The sequence below is a fragment of the Candidatus Pantoea edessiphila genome (assembly GCF_002933315.1).
Classification (GTDB): Bacteria; Pseudomonadota; Gammaproteobacteria; order Enterobacterales; family Enterobacteriaceae; genus Pantoea_C.
In genome coordinates, this window is sequence record NZ_PDKT01000003.1 from 21,534 (window position 1) to 40,505 (window position 18,972).

At 26.5% G+C, this 18,972-nt stretch carries 18 protein-coding genes, 1 tRNA gene and 1 other RNA gene; 11 read left to right on the top strand and 9 right to left on the bottom strand.

The features are described 5' to 3' along the window. Window positions 1–43 precede the first annotated feature (43 nt). From rnr to cysQ, 6 genes are all read left to right on the top strand, one after another. On the top strand, window positions 44–2,248 hold the full coding sequence (rnr, locus tag CRV12_RS02460; RefSeq protein ID WP_136131059.1) for a ribonuclease R: 2,205 nt from the start codon (window positions 44–46) through the stop codon (window positions 2,246–2,248). 78 nt (window positions 2,249–2,326) lie between these two features. Further along, complete coding sequence (gene rlmB / locus CRV12_RS02465) at window positions 2,327–3,076, top strand: 23S rRNA (guanosine(2251)-2'-O)-methyltransferase RlmB (protein WP_136131060.1); 750 nt, start codon at window positions 2,327–2,329, stop codon at window positions 3,074–3,076. A gap of 275 nt (window positions 3,077–3,351) precedes the next feature. Further along, window positions 3,352–3,750, top strand: a complete 399-nt coding sequence (rpsF, locus tag CRV12_RS02470) for a 30S ribosomal protein S6 (RefSeq protein WP_136131061.1) — start codon at window positions 3,352–3,354, stop codon at window positions 3,748–3,750. Window positions 3,751–3,806: 56 nt separating this feature from the next. Further along, a complete protein-coding gene (gene rpsR / locus CRV12_RS02475) occupies window positions 3,807–4,034 on the top strand; it encodes a 30S ribosomal protein S18 (RefSeq protein ID WP_136131062.1) in 228 nt (75 codons plus the stop codon). A 35-nt stretch (window positions 4,035–4,069) separates the two neighbouring features. Beyond that, the gene (rplI, locus tag CRV12_RS02480) at window positions 4,070–4,522 is read left to right on the top strand and encodes a 50S ribosomal protein L9 (protein ID WP_136131063.1); all 453 of its coding nucleotides are present in this window, start codon (window positions 4,070–4,072) and stop codon (window positions 4,520–4,522) included. Window positions 4,523–4,607: 85 nt separating this feature from the next. After that, window positions 4,608–5,372, top strand: coding sequence for a 3'(2'),5'-bisphosphate nucleotidase CysQ (gene cysQ, locus CRV12_RS02485; protein WP_136131064.1), 765 nt, complete (start codon window positions 4,608–4,610; stop codon window positions 5,370–5,372). 112 nt (window positions 5,373–5,484) lie between these two features. On the opposite strand, the gene ppa is transcribed toward cysQ, so the two are convergent. Further along, window positions 5,485–6,024: an inorganic diphosphatase gene (gene ppa, locus CRV12_RS02490; RefSeq protein WP_136131065.1), complete on the bottom strand. Its 540-nt coding sequence runs from the start codon at window positions 6,022–6,024 to the stop codon at window positions 5,485–5,487. 192 nt (window positions 6,025–6,216) lie between these two features. Between ppa and rnpB the strand changes: the two genes are divergently transcribed. Further along, an RNA gene (rnpB, locus tag CRV12_RS02495) (RNase P RNA component class A) lies at window positions 6,217–6,592 on the top strand. A gap of 35 nt (window positions 6,593–6,627) precedes the next feature. On the opposite strand, the gene CRV12_RS02500 is transcribed toward rnpB, so the two are convergent. The 7 genes from CRV12_RS02500 to rpsU all read right to left on the bottom strand — a co-directional run bounded on the left by CRV12_RS02500 (window position 6,628) and on the right by rpsU (window position 13,175). Next, on the bottom strand, window positions 6,628–6,939 hold the full coding sequence (locus tag CRV12_RS02500) for a YqjK family protein (protein WP_136131066.1): 312 nt from the start codon (window positions 6,937–6,939) through the stop codon (window positions 6,628–6,630). Further along, entirely contained in the window at window positions 6,939–7,334 is a 396-nt protein-coding gene (locus CRV12_RS02505; protein ID WP_136131067.1) for a phage holin family protein, read from the bottom strand. The genes CRV12_RS02500 and CRV12_RS02505 overlap by 1 nt, the downstream gene beginning before the upstream one ends. A 262-nt stretch (window positions 7,335–7,596) precedes the next feature. After that, window positions 7,597–8,268, bottom strand: coding sequence for a DedA family protein (locus CRV12_RS02510; protein WP_136131068.1), 672 nt, complete (start codon window positions 8,266–8,268; stop codon window positions 7,597–7,599). Between the two features lie 576 nt (window positions 8,269–8,844). Continuing rightward, window positions 8,845–8,917: transfer RNA gene (locus tag CRV12_RS02515), tRNA-Ile, on the bottom strand. Window positions 8,918–9,043: 126 nt separating this feature from the next. Continuing rightward, the gene (gene rpoD, locus CRV12_RS02520; RefSeq protein WP_136131069.1) at window positions 9,044–10,858 is read right to left on the bottom strand and encodes an RNA polymerase sigma factor RpoD; all 1,815 of its coding nucleotides are present in this window, start codon (window positions 10,856–10,858) and stop codon (window positions 9,044–9,046) included. A gap of 223 nt (window positions 10,859–11,081) precedes the next feature. Then, complete coding sequence (dnaG, locus tag CRV12_RS02525; protein WP_136131070.1) at window positions 11,082–12,827, bottom strand: DNA primase; 1,746 nt, start codon at window positions 12,825–12,827, stop codon at window positions 11,082–11,084. A 132-nt stretch (window positions 12,828–12,959) separates the two neighbouring features. Beyond that, entirely contained in the window at window positions 12,960–13,175 is a 216-nt protein-coding gene (rpsU, locus tag CRV12_RS02530; protein ID WP_136131071.1) for a 30S ribosomal protein S21, read from the bottom strand. Window positions 13,176–13,426: 251 nt separating this feature from the next. Here rpsU and tsaD point away from each other — a divergent pair, with 251 nt between their 5' ends. Both tsaD and folB read left to right on the top strand, forming a co-directional pair. After that, window positions 13,427–14,440, top strand: a complete 1,014-nt coding sequence (gene tsaD, locus CRV12_RS02535; RefSeq protein ID WP_136131072.1) for a tRNA (adenosine(37)-N6)-threonylcarbamoyltransferase complex transferase subunit TsaD — start codon at window positions 13,427–13,429, stop codon at window positions 14,438–14,440. A gap of 138 nt (window positions 14,441–14,578) precedes the next feature. Beyond that, window positions 14,579–14,935: a dihydroneopterin aldolase gene (gene folB, locus CRV12_RS02540; protein ID WP_136131073.1), complete on the top strand. Its 357-nt coding sequence runs from the start codon at window positions 14,579–14,581 to the stop codon at window positions 14,933–14,935. 50 nt (window positions 14,936–14,985) lie between these two features. Here folB and CRV12_RS02545 read toward each other — a convergent pair whose 3' ends face one another. Next, window positions 14,986–16,203: a multifunctional CCA addition/repair protein gene (locus tag CRV12_RS02545; protein WP_136131074.1), complete on the bottom strand. Its 1,218-nt coding sequence runs from the start codon at window positions 16,201–16,203 to the stop codon at window positions 14,986–14,988. Window positions 16,204–16,965: 762 nt separating this feature from the next. Here CRV12_RS02545 and ribB point away from each other — a divergent pair. Both ribB and CRV12_RS02555 read left to right on the top strand, forming a co-directional pair. After that, on the top strand, window positions 16,966–17,613 hold the full coding sequence (gene ribB / locus CRV12_RS02550; RefSeq protein ID WP_136131075.1) for a 3,4-dihydroxy-2-butanone-4-phosphate synthase: 648 nt from the start codon (window positions 16,966–16,968) through the stop codon (window positions 17,611–17,613). Window positions 17,614–17,790: 177 nt separating this feature from the next. Beyond that, the gene (locus CRV12_RS02555; RefSeq protein WP_136131076.1) at window positions 17,791–18,531 is read left to right on the top strand and encodes a 1-acylglycerol-3-phosphate O-acyltransferase; all 741 of its coding nucleotides are present in this window, start codon (window positions 17,791–17,793) and stop codon (window positions 18,529–18,531) included. Window positions 18,532–18,972: the final 441 nt, after the last annotated feature.

Consider the following 18,972-nt stretch of genomic DNA (forward strand, 5'->3'; position numbering starts at 1 on the left):
TAAAAAGCAATAATAAATATTAAATGATATATTAGGAAATATTATGTCAAAATATTCTCAAAATAGAGAAATTAAAAAATCTATTCCTAGTCGTAAATTTATTATTTCTTTTTTTAAAAAGAAAAATAAACCAATAGGTTATAAAGAATTAGCCAAAGAAATGTGTTTAAAAAATATAAATAATTTTGAAGCTTTACGTCGTCAACTCCGTGCAATGAAACGTGATGGTCAATTATTGTTTACACGTAGTCAATATTACATTCTACCAAAAAATTTTAATTTGATAAAGGGTAGAGTAATTGGCCATCGTGATGGATATGGTTTTTTACGAGTAGATGGTAAAAAAGATGATTTCTATCTATCTTCTGAACAAATGAAATTGTGTATTCATGGAGATTTTATAATTGCCCAATTAATAGAAATTGATCGTAAAGGTCGCAAAGAAGCACGAGTAATAAAAGTACAAAAATCACGTAGTAAAAGAATTATTGGTCGTTATTTTAGAAAATTAGAACATGGTTTCGTTGTACCAGACGATAATAGATTAAATTTTAATATAATAATTCCACTAAAATTCAATTTAAATGCTAACCAAAATTCTATTGTAGTAGTAGAAATATTACATCGTCCTACTGTTCATAATAAAGCAATTGGAAAAATAATTGAAATTTTAGGTGACAGTATGGGTACTAATCTTGCAATTAATATAGCAATAAGGAGTCATGAAATTCCTTATACATGGTCATCAGAAGTACAATTACAACTTAATAAGTTTAGTCACAAATTAACACAACAATCTAAGGTAGGTCGTGTTGATTTACGTAAATTGCCATTAATTACGATTGATGATGCTGATGCACGTGATTTTGATGATGCATTATATTGTGAAAAAACTTGTAATGGTTGGCGATTATGGGTTGCTATTGCGGATGTTAGTTACTATGTTCGTCCAGGTACACCGTTAGATAAAGAAGCATATTTGCGTGGTAATTCAGTTTATTTTCCTTCAAAAGTAATACCAATGCTACCAGAACTTCTTTCTAATGAATTGTGTTCTCTTAACCCAAACATTGATTGTTTGTGTATCGTTTGTGAGATGAATATTTCTTCTAAAGGTAGATTAACTGATTTCAAACATTATGAAGCAATAATGAAATCACATGCTCGCTTAACCTATAATGAAGCATTGGATATATTACAGGATCACTCTAAATTAAATGATAGACATTTATCCTTAAAAAATATTCTTGAAAATCTTTATAAGTTATATCAAGTATTAGCAACAGCTCGTAAGAACAGAGGTGGTATTTCTTTTGAAACTTCAGAAATTAAATTTATATTTAATTCTGAAAATCGTATTGAAAATATTAAACGTGTTTTTCGTAATGATATACATAAAATTGTAGAAGAATGTATGATATTAGCTAATTTTGCTTCTGCTAGTTTTGTAGAAAAAAGTAAAGAACCTGTTTTATTTCGTTATCACGATTGTCCTAGTGTTGATAGTATTAAAAATTTCCATCATGTGTTAAATGAATTAGGTATTAAATTATCAGGAGGAAATCAACCTAAGCCGATTGATTATTCATTATTATTAATGGAAATTTCTAAAAGACCAGATGCTGATATGTTACAAATTATGTTATTACGTTCTATGAAACAAGCAATTTATGATCCACAAAACAGAGGACATTTTGGGTTAGCATTAACTTCATATGCACACTTTACATCTCCTATCCGTCGTTATCCTGATCTTTTATTACATCGAGTAATTAAATATTTATTATATAAAGAAAAAAAAAATATATCCATTAACCATGGAAGTCATCATTATAATATTAAAGAAATGATAAAACTAGGTTATCAATGTTCTCTAACTGAACGTCGAGCTGATGAGGCTGTTCGTGATGTTTCAGATTGGTTAAAATGTGATTTCATGAGAAAAAAAATAGGTAAAACATTTGATGGTGTTGTTTTTAGCATTACAAATTTTGGTTTGTTTGTACGTTTAAATGAATTTTTAATTGAAGGATTAATACATATTTCAACTCTTAAAAAAGATTATTATAAATTTGATACAATATGTCAAAGTCTTATCGGCGAATCTAGTGGATATGTTTATCGTTTAGGTGATGCAGTAAAAGTTTATATTACATCTGTAAATATGGATCAAAGAAGAATAGACTTTACGTTAATTGCTAGTGAAAATAATATGAAACATAAAGATAACAATATGATTATTTTCTAATAATTAATAATAAAAATGATGAATAATATATGTTATATTTATTAGTCTATTTATATTTTATTAAATTCAATAATCATTATGAATAATATCATTTTTGGAATAAATACTGTACAAACTATACAAAATACCAATCCTAATAGTCTTAAAGAAGTTTTTATCATTAAAGATAATAGAAGAAACGATCGTTTAAATTTATTATATATTTCACTTAAAAAACAAGGAATTAAAATAAATTTAATAGATCGTCAATTAATTGATCTTAAAGTTAGGAAAGGCGTTAATCATCAAGGTGTAGTAGCAATAATAAGATCTTTTAATCAACATAATGAAAATGTTCTTGAAAAATTTCTTAAAAATATAAAAAAACCATTATTATTAGTTTTAGATTGTATTACAGATCCCCATAATTTAGGTGCTTGCATACGCACCGCTGATGCAGCTGGAGTTAATGCAATAATAGTTCCAAAAAATCGCTCAGCTTCACTTAATGAAACTGTACAGAAAGTAGCTAGTGGTGCATCAGTAAATGTTCCATTAATAAGAGTTACTAATCTAGCAAGAACGTTATATTTTTTACAGCAAAAAAATATTTTGATAGTAGGCACTTCAAGTAAATCAGAATATAACTTATACACAAGAAAATTAGTTCTTCCAATAGCATTGGTAATGGGTTCAGAAAGTACTGGTATACGTTATTTAACTCGTAAATGTTGTGATGAATTGATAAGCATCCCAATGCATGGTATAATTCCATCATTGAATATATCGGTTGCAACTGGTATATGTTTGTTTGAAATATTACGCCAACAAAAAGAGGTAACATCATAATGTAATAAATATTTTTTTGTTTTTTTAAAAATTTATTATGATACCTATTTTTAAACAGCTATTTTACTCCGTTAGTTTTTGTCGTATGATTATGGTATTTAAAATTAAATATTAGTTAATTGTGTATTCATAGACTTTTCTAAAAATTAATATTTAATTTATTTTATTATTTAAAAAATGTTGTTTATTACTATAAATAGAATATATGTTTGAAAGTTCCTTGCTTCTTGTAGTCTATAAAACACAGAAGCTATAATCCGAGAGGAGCACTTAAAATGCGTCACTATGAAATTATATTGATGATACATCCAGATCAGAGTGAAAAAGTTACAGATATAATTGAAGGTTATACTAGTTTTATAAAAAAATCTAAAGGTAAGATACATCGTTTAGAAGATTGGCGTCGTCGTCAATTAGCTTATCCAATTAATAAACTTCATAAAGCTCATTACATTTTGCTTAATATTGAAGTATCTAAAGAAACAATTAAAGAACTAGAAAATAATTTTAAATTTAACGATTCCATAATACGTAACATAATTATACGTGTTAAGAATGCAATAAATGAACCTTCCTGTATAATGAAGATTAAAGATGATAGACGTAACAAACGTGAAGATTTTATTAATGAACCTATTAATATTTTGTCTAATATTAAAGATTCTGAAGAATAATATCTGTATTTTTTAGTTTTCAATTTATTTTAAAATTAATTTAAGGAGTTAATTAAATGACACGTTATTTTCGTCGTCGCAAGTTTTGTCGTTTTACTGTAGAAGGAATTAATGAAATAGATTATAAAGATATAGTAATGCTTAAAAATTATATTACTGAAAATGGTAAGATAGTACCAAGCCGTATTACTGGCACTTGTGCAAAATATCAACGTCAATTAGCTCAAGCTATAAAACGTGCACGTTATTTATCTTTAATACCTTATACTGATCGTCATAAATAATTTTTATTAACTTTTAGATACAATGGGATTGCATAGTGAAAATTATTATTCTTGATAAAATAAAAAAACTGGGTGATATTGGTGATATAATTAATGTTAAATCCGGATATGCTCGTAATTTTTTAGTTCCAAAAGGAAAAGCTATACTTGCTACGAAAAAAAATATAAGTTCTTTTGAAGAACATAGTAAGCAAATGAAAGATAAAATCACTAAAAATGCAATGATGGCAAATAATAGAGCTGAAAAAATTAATCAATTAGGGTCAATTACAATTATTTCTAAAGCTGGGAAAAAAGGTAAACTCTTTGGATCTGTAGGCGCTCGTAATATTGCTGATGCTATTACTTCAGCTGGAATTAAGGTTAATAAAAATGAAGTAAGATTACCAAATGGTGTATTACGTACTGTTGGACAACATGAAGTATGTTTTCATTTATATAATGAAATATTTGCAAAGTTAATTGTAAATATTATAGATTGTCAATAGTGTTATATAAATATTTATATTTTTTTATAAAAAATTAGTATTGAATAATATAATAATTAATTATTTTTAAAAGTTATAAATTCATATGAATATAAATAAAGAAAGTTTATTGCAGAACATTTGTGTAATAGCAAAGTCGGCAGGTGAATCTATAATAGCCATATATCATGATATGACAAATTATCAAATTCGCAAAAAAATAGATAAATCTCCAGTCACTGAAGCGGATATTATTTCAAATAATATAATTCTTAGTAGTTTAAAGAATATAACACCAAATATACCTATCTTATCAGAAGAAAATCCGATACCTTGGGATATCCGTAAGAATTGGCAAGATTATTGGTTAGTAGATCCTTTAGATGGAACTAAAGAATTTATTCAACATAATGGCGAATTTACTGTAAATATCGCATTAATTGAAAAAGGTAAACCTATATTAGGTGTAGTTTACGCGCCAGCATTAAATTTAATGTATTTTGCATCAGAAAAGCAAGCATGGAAAAAAACGGATAAGCATATTAGACCAATTAGTTGTTGCCAAGCAAATCCGATGTCAGTGATAATTAGTCGTTCTCATAATAATGATGTTGATAAAATGAATAAATTCTTGTCTAATTTAGGTGAACATAAAATTATAAAAATTGGATCATCACTAAAATTTTGTTTAGTAGCTGAAGGTAAAGCACAACTGTATCCACGTTTTAATAATACAAATATTTGGGATACAGGTGCAGGACAAGCAGTCGCTATAGCTTCAGGAGCACATGTTAACGATTGGAATGGTAGTCCATTAAATTATATACCACGTGAATCCTTTCTTAATCCAAATTTTCTAGTGTCTACTTAGTAGATTAAATTTAATACATTAAAATATTTATATTTTTTTCTTAATATTTGCTTTAAAAATAAATTTAAAACTATAAAATTATGTTCCAATATTAGTAAAAAAAATAATAATATTAATTGTTCTTGTATTTTTTAGCTCTTTCAAAAGAAGAAATAATTTCATTTTTAGCTTCTACAGCATCACCCCATGAATTGACTTTTGTCCATTTTCCTTTTTCAAGATCTTTATAATGTGAAAAAAAGTGAATTATCTGATTTCGCAATAATTCTGGCAAATCATTTATATTGTGAACACAATCGTATTGTTTTGATATTGTTGTATGAGGAACAGCAACTAATTTAGAATCTATTCCAGAATCATCAATCATGTTTAAAATACCAACTGGACGACATCTAATAACAGATTTTGGTTTTAATGGATATGGAGTTGGTACTAATGTATCAACTGGATCACCATCAAGAGATAAAGTATTGTTAATATAGCCATAATTACAAGGATAAAACATAGTTGTAGAGATAAAACGATCTACAAACAAAATATTTGATTCTTTATTAATTTCATATTTAATTGGATTATCGTTTGCAGAAATTTCAATAATTACATAAATATCTTCCGGTACTTTTATACCTGCTGGTATTTGGTCTAAACTCATTATAGATATACCTCATGTGTTTATATTATTTAAATAAATTTATTATTCAATTTTTATTATAACAAATAATTTATTAAAACAAATTATCTATTTTATAATATGTTTTGATAAAAATTATATTTACGTAAATTTTATTGAATTTATAATAAACCTATATGACATGATATATTAAATATGTTATTATTCTATTCTAAAGTTAACTAAACAGTCGCTGCTTTTTAATATTAATTTATATTTTAATTTGTATATATAAAAAGGGGAGGAAAGTCCGGGCTCCTAGGGTAGGGTGCCAGGTAATACCTGGGAAGTGAGAGCTTACGACTAGTGCAACAGAAAATAAACCGCTTAAGTTGTAATTTTAAGTAAGGGTGAAAAGGTGTGGTAAGAGCACACCGCATACCTGGTAACAGTGTATGGTATTGTAAACTCCACCTGGAGCAAGGCCAAACAGGGATTTAAAGTATAACCCATACTAATGCCCGGGTAGGCTGCTTGAACTAACAAGTAATTGTTAGTCTAGATGAATGACTGTTCACGACAGAACCCGGCTTACAGGTTGACTTTTTAATTAAAATGATATGGTATATCTTATACTATATCATTTTATCTTAGTAAATATTTCTTAAAAAAGGTTTCTTTAAAGGATCTAATAGTTTTCCAAACATTCCACAATCCAAATCCATACCTCATCAATCTTATCAATGAATTAAATTTTCTTGCTCTTGTAGACCATATGGCTAATATACTAGTACCAATAAGTAAATATTTTTGCATGTCTAGTAAAGTCAACCAACAATTATCGTATTTTTTAGTTTTTAACATCAATTCAGATTTTAGTTTTGATAAATTCACACGTTGATTGTGTATTTCACTACATATTAAATTTATCAATATTCTACGTTTTTGATAATGCATTATTTTTTATCCTCAAGCATACTACGGTCTATTTTTAATTCTTCACAAGAATGCTGCAGTAATGTAGATTGGCGAGATTTTTTAAAAACTAAAACACTAAAGATAAATGACAGTGATAACAATGTAGTGCTAATAGCAACTAGCACTGCAATACGATATTGTGGATTCACAGACCATAGTATTAATATTAATAAACAAAAAAAACCTAAGGAGGCAAATAAAAATATTAACCCAATCATTAATAAAATTTGTAAGACTTTAAACTTTTCTTCTTCTATTTCCAAAATTATTAAATTCAATCTAGTCTCTAATATTCCTACAATTTTAGCAATAATACTTTGGCCAATATCTAATATATTTTTGGTGGGGTTTGGTTTGCTGTTTAAAGTATTCATAATAATATCTTGAGTTAAAATATAATATCTTGAGTTAAAATTAAATAATATAATATTGATTTTTAATAAAATTATATATTAATTTTTACTTTTATAACAAAATTAATTAAACAATAACATATTATAGACATTAGCAATTAAAAATTCAAAATAAATTAATATTTGTAATTTTTATGTAATATTTAATTATCAAGTAATTAATTTAATTGTAACTATCAAATTATCAAATATGATAATACAAGTAAAATTATAAAACAACTTGTTACTTACTTTTATTTCTATCAGATTTTTTTTTACTGTATAACATTATTAATAAACTTATTATGCCAAAAAAAAGTAATACTAAAGGTAATAATATTAATAAAAACATTAATTTATCTTCATAATGAATAAAAATTTTTGTTTTACTTAATACAAATCCTATAGTAATAAGTATTACAATCCATAGCAGTCCACTAATCCAATTAAAAAATTGAAAACGTATATTATTTAAACCTGACATTCCAGCAATTGTTGGTAATAAGGTTCTAATAAAAGCTATAAACCTACCCATCAATAATGCTGCTAATCCATGACGATAAAAAAGGTTATGTGCACGCTGATGGTACTTATCAGGAAGTTGTGAAAGCCATTTTTGTACTATTACGGTATTACCTAACCATTTTCCTTGAATGTAACTTATCCAATAACCTAAGCCAGCACTAATAGTAAGTATAAAAATAACTAGTGGAAAACTTACTATTCCTTTTCCTACAAGAACACCAACTAGAATTAATAGACTATCTCCCGGCAAAAAAGCTGCTGGTAGTAATCCATTTTCTAAAAATACTATTACAAATAAAATTACATAGATAAACCACGTTACTGATGGATCCGATAAAGTATTATAATCTTTTTGCCATAAAGCATGTAATAAAGTTTGTAAAATATGCATTCATAATTCCTGAATTTTTCATTAAATAATGTTTCATATCTATATGATTATTTTATATCTATATAATTATTTCATAATTATAAAATTATTCTACAACATATCTTATTCTGCTAGGATAGCAAAATAGGAAGTATATGTAATACAAAATTTTTAAAGACTAATCTAATGATTTTTTATTAAAAAGAAAGTTAATAAGAAATATTTGGTAAAAACCTATTTTTATACGAAATGTATTTTTACATTCTTAATAAAAAAGAATATCTTTATATTATAAATAAAAATAGCATATATAAGAATATTTAGTTGGAATTTTAGTAAAAATTATTGATACTAACTTATCATTGTTAGCAAATCATCTAAAAATTGATATTTAAGTTTTTATATTATAAGATCATATAAAAATAATTATTTACATGGATATGAATTATTATAATTAAGTATTTTTATTTCTTTCATATAGTTATCTTTAAAATAACAAAAATACATACCAAATACAAATAAAGATTAAAAATATACATTACTACGTACATTTTTATAAATATATTTGATATAAGTTTAAAACAATTCTATAACAAATGGCCCCTGCTGGATTTGAACCAGCGACCAAGCGATTATGAGTCGCCTGCTCTAACCACTGAGCTAAGGGGCCTAAATTTAAATAATCATTAAATTTATGATAACATAAAAATAAAATTATTACAGCTAATTAAAATAAAAATTCGCTTGTTTATATTTATTTTCAACTAGTGACAAATTTTTAAATAAAATTTAAATTTCAATCATCTAGAAAACTTCTAAGAATATCACAACGACTAGGATGGCGTAATTTTCGTAAAGCTTTAGCTTCAATTTGCCTTATACGTTCTCGTGTAACATCAAATTGCTTACCTACTTCTTCTAATGTGTGGTCAGTATTCATATCTATACCAAAACGCATTCTCAATACTTTAGCTTCACGTGCGGTAAGGCTAGACAATATATCATTTGTCGCTGAACGCAAGCTTTCAGATGTTGCTGAATCCAAAGGTAATTCCAAAGTAGTATCTTCAATAAAATCACCTAAATGTGAATCTTCATCATCACCAATTGGAGTTTCCATAGAAATTGGTTCTTTAGCTATCTTTAATACTTTACGAATTTTATCTTCAGATATAAACATACGTTCTGATAATTCTTCTGGTGTTGGTTCACGTCCTATTTCTTGTAGCATTTTACGTGAAATACGATTTAATTTATTAATAGTTTCAATCATATGTACAGGAATACGGATAGTACGTGCTTGATCAGCTATAGATCTAGTAATTGCTTGACGAATCCACCATGTAGCATAAGTAGAAAATTTATAACCTCTTCTATACTCAAATTTATCAACTGCTTTCATTAAACCTATATTACCTTCTTGAATTAGATCTAAAAATTGTAAACCACGGTTAGTATACTTTTTCGCAATTGAAATAACCAACCGTAAATTAGCTTCTACCATCTCTTTTTTTGCTCTTCTAGCTTTAGCTTCACCAATAGACATACGTTTATTTATATCTTTTATTTGTTCTATAGTTAATCCAGTTTCTTGTTCTATCTCAAACAACTTATGTATACAATTTACAATCTCATTTTTATACTGTAAAATTTTCTCTGACCATGGTCTATTTATTAGAATTGCGTTTTTCAGCCAAATTTGGTTTGTTTCATTTCCCGAAAATAATCTAATAAAATTTTTCTTAGGCATTTTACATAAATTTACACAAAATTTCATAATTATGCGTTCATGAGAGCGTATACGTTCTATCATATTACGCATATTGTTAACCAAATAATCAAATTGCCTTGGCACTAATCTAAATTGTTTGAATATTTCTGAAAGAGTATGAATTTTAGCGATAGCATCTATATGAGTACGACTTTTTATTTTAATAGTAGTCTTAGTAATTTCATATTGAGCTTTAAGTGCTGAAAATTTTTCTCGTGCCAATTCTGGATCAACACTTTCATTGTCTTCATCACAATCTTTACAATCTTTTTCACATAATTCAGATTCAATATGTGCTGGTATGGGTATTAAATTTTCTTTAGCATTGGGATCAACAAAATTAACTATTAAATCAGATAATTTATACTCTCCTATTTCTACTTTATCATATTGTTCTAATAAATAACTTATTGCTTCAGGATATTCAGCTACTGAACATTGAACTTGATTAATACCATCTTCAATTCTTTTTGCAATATCAATTTCTCCTTCACGAGTAAGTAATTCAACTGTACCCATCTCACGCATGTACATACGTACAGGATCAGTAGTACGACCAATTTCAGATTCAACACTTGATAATACTTGAGCAGCAACCTCTTCTGCAGTATCATCATAGTTACTAGAATTGCTTTCGTTTAATATTAAATCGTCGGCATCTGGAGCTTTTTCAACCACTCTAATTCCCATATCATTTATTGTTTGAATTATATCTGCAATTTGATCTGAGTCAGCAATATCTTCTGGTAAATGATCATTCACTTCAGAATAGGTTAAATATCCTTGCTCCTTGCCACGAGTAATAAGAAGTTTAAGCTGCGACTGTGAATTTTGTTCCATAAGATGGTATCTACACTCCTGTTAGTTAAATTAGTATCTATTGGCTACGAGCTAACGTGTTGCTCATAAATAAAGCAAGAGTACAGTCTCTAGCAGAACAATATTTAATAAGGCATGGCTTAAACAGTGACAAATCGATTTATTAATCGTTAACCGTGCTATTAAATTTATTAATCTGAAATATTAAACTTTAAAAGTATAAAATATTAAACAAACTATTCTTTTATTTTTTTGCGAATATTTTGCTTAACATCCAAAATTGATTTCGTTCTTCGCTATTCAGTTTTTGAATACGATCACGAGTAATTAAAGATTCAAGTTTTTGTTCACGTAAATTATCGCGAATTTTACTTAATGAATCTTGAAATACTGTTTTGATTTGCTCATTTACTATCATGTGGTTCCATAATGCTAATGTTTCAAGCTTAGTAATAAAATTTGTCTCTCTATATAACTCTAATAATTGTGCTGTATGTAATATAGATTTTTTATTACATTGCTTTACTAGCTCTATAAACATAGATAAACCAGCGATTTTTTGTTCTGGAAAATCAGTAAAAGAAGGTACTAGTATTGCTAATTTTGGATTCTGTATTAATAATGCTAGCAAAATTTTCATAGTAGTAAATTTAATAGATGGTAAATTAAGTGTAACATGACTTTTTATTGCTTTGGGCATTAATTTTTCAATTTGATTATCATCAAGTATACCTAATTTCATACCTAATTGTTGACGCATATAAATACGTAAAGTTGTTCCTGGAATCTGAGAAATTAAAGGTAAGGCTAATGCACTTAGTTTAGTTTTACTGTCATATGAACTAAGATCTACTTTCGTTAATAATATATTAAATAAAAAAGAAGAAAAAGGTGTACTTGTTTGTATTCGTTTTTCGAAAATATCTTTACCTTCTTTACGAATTAGTGTATCTGGATCTTCACTGCAAGGTAAAAATACGAAACTAAGTTGATAACCATCATACATATATGGTAATGCAGTTTTAAGTGTTTTCCATGCAGCTTTACGTCCAGTTTCATCGCCATCATAACAGAAAATTATATTCGTTGTATTATAAAATAACTGTTGAATATGTTCATTTGTTATTGCAGTTCCTAATAAAGCAATTGAGTAATTTATATTATATTGTGATAATGTTATTACATCCATATATCCTTCAACTATTAGTAAATAATTGGGTTTTGGATTATACTTAAGTGCTTCATACAATCCATAAAGCTGGCGTCTTTTATGAAAAAGTGTGGTTTCTGGAGAATTAAGGTATTTAGGAGTTTGATTTTTAATAGAACGTCCACCAAAACCAATTATATAACCAGTTTTATTTCTAATTGGAAACATAATTCTTCCACGAAATCGATCATATAATTGACCATTTTTATCATTTACTAACATACCAGTTTTTACTAATAACTCACGTTTTGTAGAAGTTGTTCCGAATTTTCTAAGAATATTGTTCCAACCTATAGGTGAGTAACCAATACCAAAGCGATTAATGACTTCAGAATTTAGACCACGATTATTAAGATAATTTAATGCATATTTTGTATTAGATTTATTTAGTTCTGTTTTATAAAAGCTGTAAATATCACTCATTAGTATATATAATTTTTTACGATAAAATCTAATTTTTTGATTTGAAAATTGATGATTTTCAAAAATTATTTCAACATTATTAAAATTAGCTAGTTCTTCTATAGCTGAAACAAATTCAAGATGTTCATACTTCATTAAAAAATCAATAGCATTACCATGATTACCGCAGCCAAAACAATGATAGAATTGTTTCTCAGCACTAACTGTAAAAGAGGGGTTTGTTTCCTTATGAAAAGGACAGTATGCATAGAAATTATTTCCTTGCTTTTTCAAATTCATGCGAATATTAATCAGATTAACAATATCTGTCTTTGCAAGTAAATTAATAATAAATTCACGTGAAATTTTTTCAGTCATAAAGCCTATGATCATTAATATCATCAAAACGAAAAAGGTCTACTTCTTTTAGAAAAGCAAAGACTTTTATTTTATTTTTTTTATATTTGAAATTTAACAAAATAAAATTTATTAGTTTTATATAAAAAATATTTAATATAGACGAATATGACGTGCATTTTCACGCGCTATTTTTTTTGAGTGACGCTTGATTGCTGATGCTTTAGCACGTTTACGTTCTGATGTAGGTTTTTCATAAAATTCGCGTCGACGAACTTCAGTTAATATACCAGCTTTTTCACAAGAACGTTTAAAGCGACGTAATGCTACATCGAATGGCTCATTTTCACGAACATTAACTATTGGCATTTAATTAATTCCTTATAATATCAATTATATTGATGTATTTATAATAATACATTATACTTACGTGTAAAATTTGAAATATTCTAGTCTATTATTAATTTATTTGCAAAATATTAATATTTTGCAAATAAATTAATAATTACCACATTATTTTGATAAATGAAAGCTAAATTCAGAATAAAATTCCTTCTAACATGTCTTGAAAAAAATACATTATTTGTTTTCTGAATAATAAAAAACCCATGGTATAAATTATGCGTATTTTAGGCATTGAAACTTCTTGTGATGAAACTGCTATTGCAATTTACGATAAACAAAATGGATTACTAAGTAACGAAATATATAGTCAAGCAAAATTACATTCTTATTATGGAGGTGTTGTTCCAGAATTAGCATCGCGCGATCATACATGTAAAATTGCACCATTAATTTTATTATCTTTAAAACGTGCTAATTTATACCCAAACCAAATTAATGGAATAGCATATACTGCAGGGCCAGGTTTAGTAGGTTCATTGTTAGTTGGTGTAACAGTTGGTCGTACTTTAGCCTTTTCATGGAATATACCTGCTATTCCTGTTAATCATATGGAAGGACATATTATGTCTCCAATGTTAGAAAGTAATTCTCCAAAATTTCCTTTTTTAGCATTATTAGTTTCTGGAGGGCATACCCAATTAGTTATTGTAAATGACGTTGGATCATATAAATTATTAGGTGAATCAATTGATGATTCAGTAGGTGAAGCTTTTGATAAAACAGCTAGACTTTTAGGTCTTAATTATCCTGGAGGAGCTTTACTATCACAACTAGCCAAAAAAGGAAAACAAAAGAAATTTATTTTTCCAAGACCAATGACTGGTTGCGATAGTTTAAATTTTAGTTTTTCTGGATTGAAAACTTTTGCAGCGAATGTTATTAGAAATAATTATCTTGATGATCAGACACGTTCTGATATTGCTCGTGCTTTTGAAGATGCAGTTGTGGATACATTATTAATTAAATGTAATCATGCGTTAGACAAAACTGGATTTAAAAGATTAGTAATAGCTGGAGGAGTAAGTGCTAACTATAGTTTACGAAATAAAATGTCAATAATGATAAAAAAACGTAAAGGAGAGATATTTTATTCTCGTCCAGAATTTTGTACTGATAACGCTGCAATGATTGCTTATGTTGGTATGTTACGTATCAAAAGTGATATATCTAAGGAATTAAGTATTGAAGTGCATCCTCGTTGGTCATTGACAGAATTATCTTCTCTTTAATATAATGATCTTTTTAATTGAAAAATTTATTATGAAATTTATTTATATAAAGTTATGTATTATTATAAATAATATTCATAATAAATTTAGTGTTTTTTCATTTTATTCTCTATAAAAATTGATATAGAAAGCAAAATAATGGATATTCTATTTATAGAACAATTAGTGGTATTTACCAAGATTGGTGTATATGATTGGGAACAAAATATAAAACAAAAACTAATCTTAGATATCGAAATGATATGTGATAATAAAATATTAAATGAAAAATATTCTATTGGAAATTATTTAAATTATTCCGACGTATCGGAAGCTGTTTTAATTTATTTAGAAACTAATTGCTTCTTGCTAATTGAAAAAGTAGCTGAAGATGTTGCAAATTTATTGATGCAACGTTTCAATTCTCTTGGAGTACATATAAAGGTTAGTAAGCCTAATGCAATTGCACAAGCAAAACAAGTAAGTATCAAAATTAAACGTGGAATAATTTTTTAAAATACTAAATAAATTTTTATATTAAGCAATATAAAAATTTATTTAGTATTTTAAATTAATCCTTTCTTAATAGCATAGATTCTTCTTTTAGTTAATTCTTCAGAAACTTGAACACCTTTAAACCCTTGTTGAATAATCTCTTGACTAGAAACAGTGTTTGCTAACTTAAAAGTTAAACGTAAATAACTAGCTTGTTTATATAAAGTACTTTCTAATCCAGCACGTCCTCTTGCGTTAGCTTCACCAATAACAGCCATTTGTTCAACACGATATGGTTTACGCCATGCATCAATACGATTAAAAAATGTTACTAAACATTCTATTGATTGTTGTTCAATAATATGTATTTGATCATGTAATTCTGTTGCTAAAACAGCTAAATCACGAATTGAATTTGGTATTGACCAACGTTTACATAAGGATTTGATTAATGATATTCCTAGTACACCATGATCTTGATGAATTGGCCATTTACTATGTTTTGTTAGCGATTTACCTACATCGTGTAATAACGCAGCAAATCTTACAGCTATTGAATTAGATAATGCTACAGATATCGTTAATGACATTAGTGAATGCATTCCAGTATCAATTTCTGGATGCCATTCAATTGGAGATGGAACTCCAAATAATTCATTTATTTCTGGAAGTAATATTTTTAATGCACCACATTCATGCAATACATAAAAATAAATTTGTGGATTTCTTGATATAAGTGCTTTACTAGTTTCTCTCCACACACGTTCCATGGTTAAATTAGATAATTCTCCATTTTTAGTCATGTGATACATTAATACTTTTGTTTCTTTTGCGATACGAAAATTTAAATGAGCAAAGTTTGCTGCAAATCTTGCTACACGTAAAACACGTAATGGATCTTCATGAAAAGAAGAAGATACATGACGTAATTGCCTATTTAAAATATCTTTTTGACCATTATGAGGATCAAATAATATACCATTTTCATCACATGCAATAGCATTAATAGTTAGATCTCTTCTTTTTAGATCTTGTTCTAATGTAATATCAGGACTGGACCAAGTGATGAATCCATTATATCCTTTTCCGGTTTTGCGTTCAGTACGCGCTAGTGAATATTCTTCACCGTTATCTGGATTAATAAATACAGGAAAATCATTACCCACTTGGGTATAACCTTTACTTAACATGATTTCTGGAGTAGCACCTACTACTAGCCAATCCTTATCTTGAATAGGCAAGTTAAGTAATTTATCACGTACTGCGCCACCAACAAGAAAGATTTTCATTATCAATATCTCTTTAGAAAAAATAATTTTAAATTAATTTTTATTTTTTTTAGGTATTTAACCTTCAAGTTGATACTTGATATATTAGATATAAAACCACTTTTTTGTTAAAATTTAATATATTCTACTACTTTAATTGGAAAATTTAGATAAAATATTAATAATAAGCAAATTTTTATTATAGAATATTTTTTATATAAATAATTTGGGATTTAATATATTATATAAGTTTTATAATATCATGAAGGAATTGATGTATTAACTTAATTTATTTGTAATTATTTTAAATAACTTTGTTATATTATCATTTAAAAATAATTATAAAAAACATAAATATATCATTATAAATAAATTTGTATAATTAGAATAAAAAATATTATTATCAACCAATATAATCAATCAAGTTGATATTTAAATATTCTAACTTAAAATTATCTTCATAAAATTTTGTAAAATATTTTATCCTATAATTAATAACCATTAAAAACTACAAATATAATAAATATATTATTTTTAATTTAGAAGATTTTGATTTTTATAAAAAATTAATATATCAACAATACAAAATCACTATTAATTATTTTAATAATTTTGTTATATAAATCAACAAATAGAGGTGTTCCCAGAACCAATCTTAAAATTCAAAATAATATCTTAAAATAATAGTATTTGCGATTCATATTAATTAATGTTAATTTTTTGATTTTAATGTTAAATTTGCTTTGGTTTTGGTAATTGAATATAATTATAAGGTTAATTACCATGAATCAGAAGTTGCTTTCTGAATTTGGAACATTAGAAGAACGCGTAGAACAGTCAATTTATGCAATGCGTAACGGTAATGGTGTAATAGTAGTTGATGACGAAAATCGTGAAAATGAAGGTGATATTATTTTCGTTGCTGAGACTATGACCATAGAACAAATGGCATTGACAATTCGTTATGGTAGCGGAATTGTTTGTCTTTGTTTAACTGAAAATCTTCGTAAAAAGTTAAAATTACCAATGATGGTAAAAAACAATACAAGTTCTTACGGTACTAGATTCACTGTTACTATTGAAGCAGCAAAAGGTGTAACTACAGGAGTATCCGCTAAAGATCGAATTACTACTATTCGTGCTGCAATAGCTGATAATGCAAAACCTGAAGATCTAAATCGTCCTGGACATGTCTTTCCTATATGTGCTTGTAACGGAGGAGTTTTAGTTAGAAGAGGACATACTGAAGCAACAATAGATTTAGTATCGTTAGCTGGATTTAAACCAGCTGGAGTGCTGTGTGAACTTACTAATGATGATGGTTCTATGGCACATATGGAAGAAGCTATTATTTTTGCAAAACTTCATAAAATGCCTATAGTAACTATTGAAGATTTAATTTTTTTTCGTAAAAATAAAAAATTATTTTAAATACGAAGTTTATTCATTGATATATAATTTCGTTACTAAAAATTTTTAATATGCTTATTATTAGAATTTTGCTATATTGAAACTGATACATTTTAAATAATGTATTAAAGGAAAACATATTAATTTTTAATTATTTTTTAATAAAAATATGTCTACAATTATAATAAAGAGATATATATGTTGCTAATATTACGTATTATTTTTTTTGTTATTTATGCATTGATAATTTTTATAATCGGTGTTGTTTGGTGTTCATTTTCTCCTAGAAACCCACATTATGCAGCTAAATTTGGACATATGCTTGGAAAATTATCATCATTATTTGGCATTAAAATCGAAGTAAGAAAATCTAAATTTACTGAAAATTATTTGGGTAATGCCATTTATATAGCAAATCACCAGAACAACTATGATATGATCATTGTCGCTAAAGTTATACCAAATAACACTGTTACAATAGGTAAAAAAAGCTTATTTTGGGTTCCATTTTTTGGTTTATTTTATTGGATTACCGGCAATATATTGATTGATCGCAGTAATAAAATTAAAGCTTATAACACTATAATGCAAATAGTTGATCAACTTAAAAAAAAACGTATTTCTTTTTGGATTTTTCCAGAAGGAACTCGTAGCCAAGGACGAGGATTATTACCTTTTAAATCTGGGGCTTTTCAAGCTGCGGTAATGGCGGGTGTACCTATTATTCCTGTTGTTTTTTCAAATACTCATGACAAAATAAATTTAAATAGATTGAAAAATGGTTTAGTAATTATTGAAATGCTTTCTCCTATAAACTTAAAAACATATCAACACTTATCAATCCGCGAAATATCTAAATTATGTCATAATTTAATGCTGAATAAATTGAATAAATTGAATGAAGAAGTGAAAGCTAGAGAGAAATATGAAAAACTGTAAATCTTTTAAAACATTGTGAATATAATCTGACATAATATATAAATAAACAACTTAATAAGATAATTTAGTTAATTAAAAAAACAAATTACATATTATAATAAATTTTCTGAATATGAGATAAATTACATATCAGTTATTTATAGTTAAATTTATACTTTTGCAAATTAAAAGATATTTTAATTGTTTTTGATTTATTTGACTGGGATTTTTATGTTGTAAAAGTAAAAATATAAATTTTACTTAAATATCAAAAATCTTTCCTGAAAAATTTTTATATATTTCGTTTCAATAATCGTTTGAAAGCAACAATAAAAATAATTTAATACAAATATCAGTATCATAGATCAATTATGATTTAATCATGTTATAATATGGACGCTTTGCAAAACTAACTTGAAGATAATACAGAATATACTCTAGAAATTTTATTTAATAAAATAT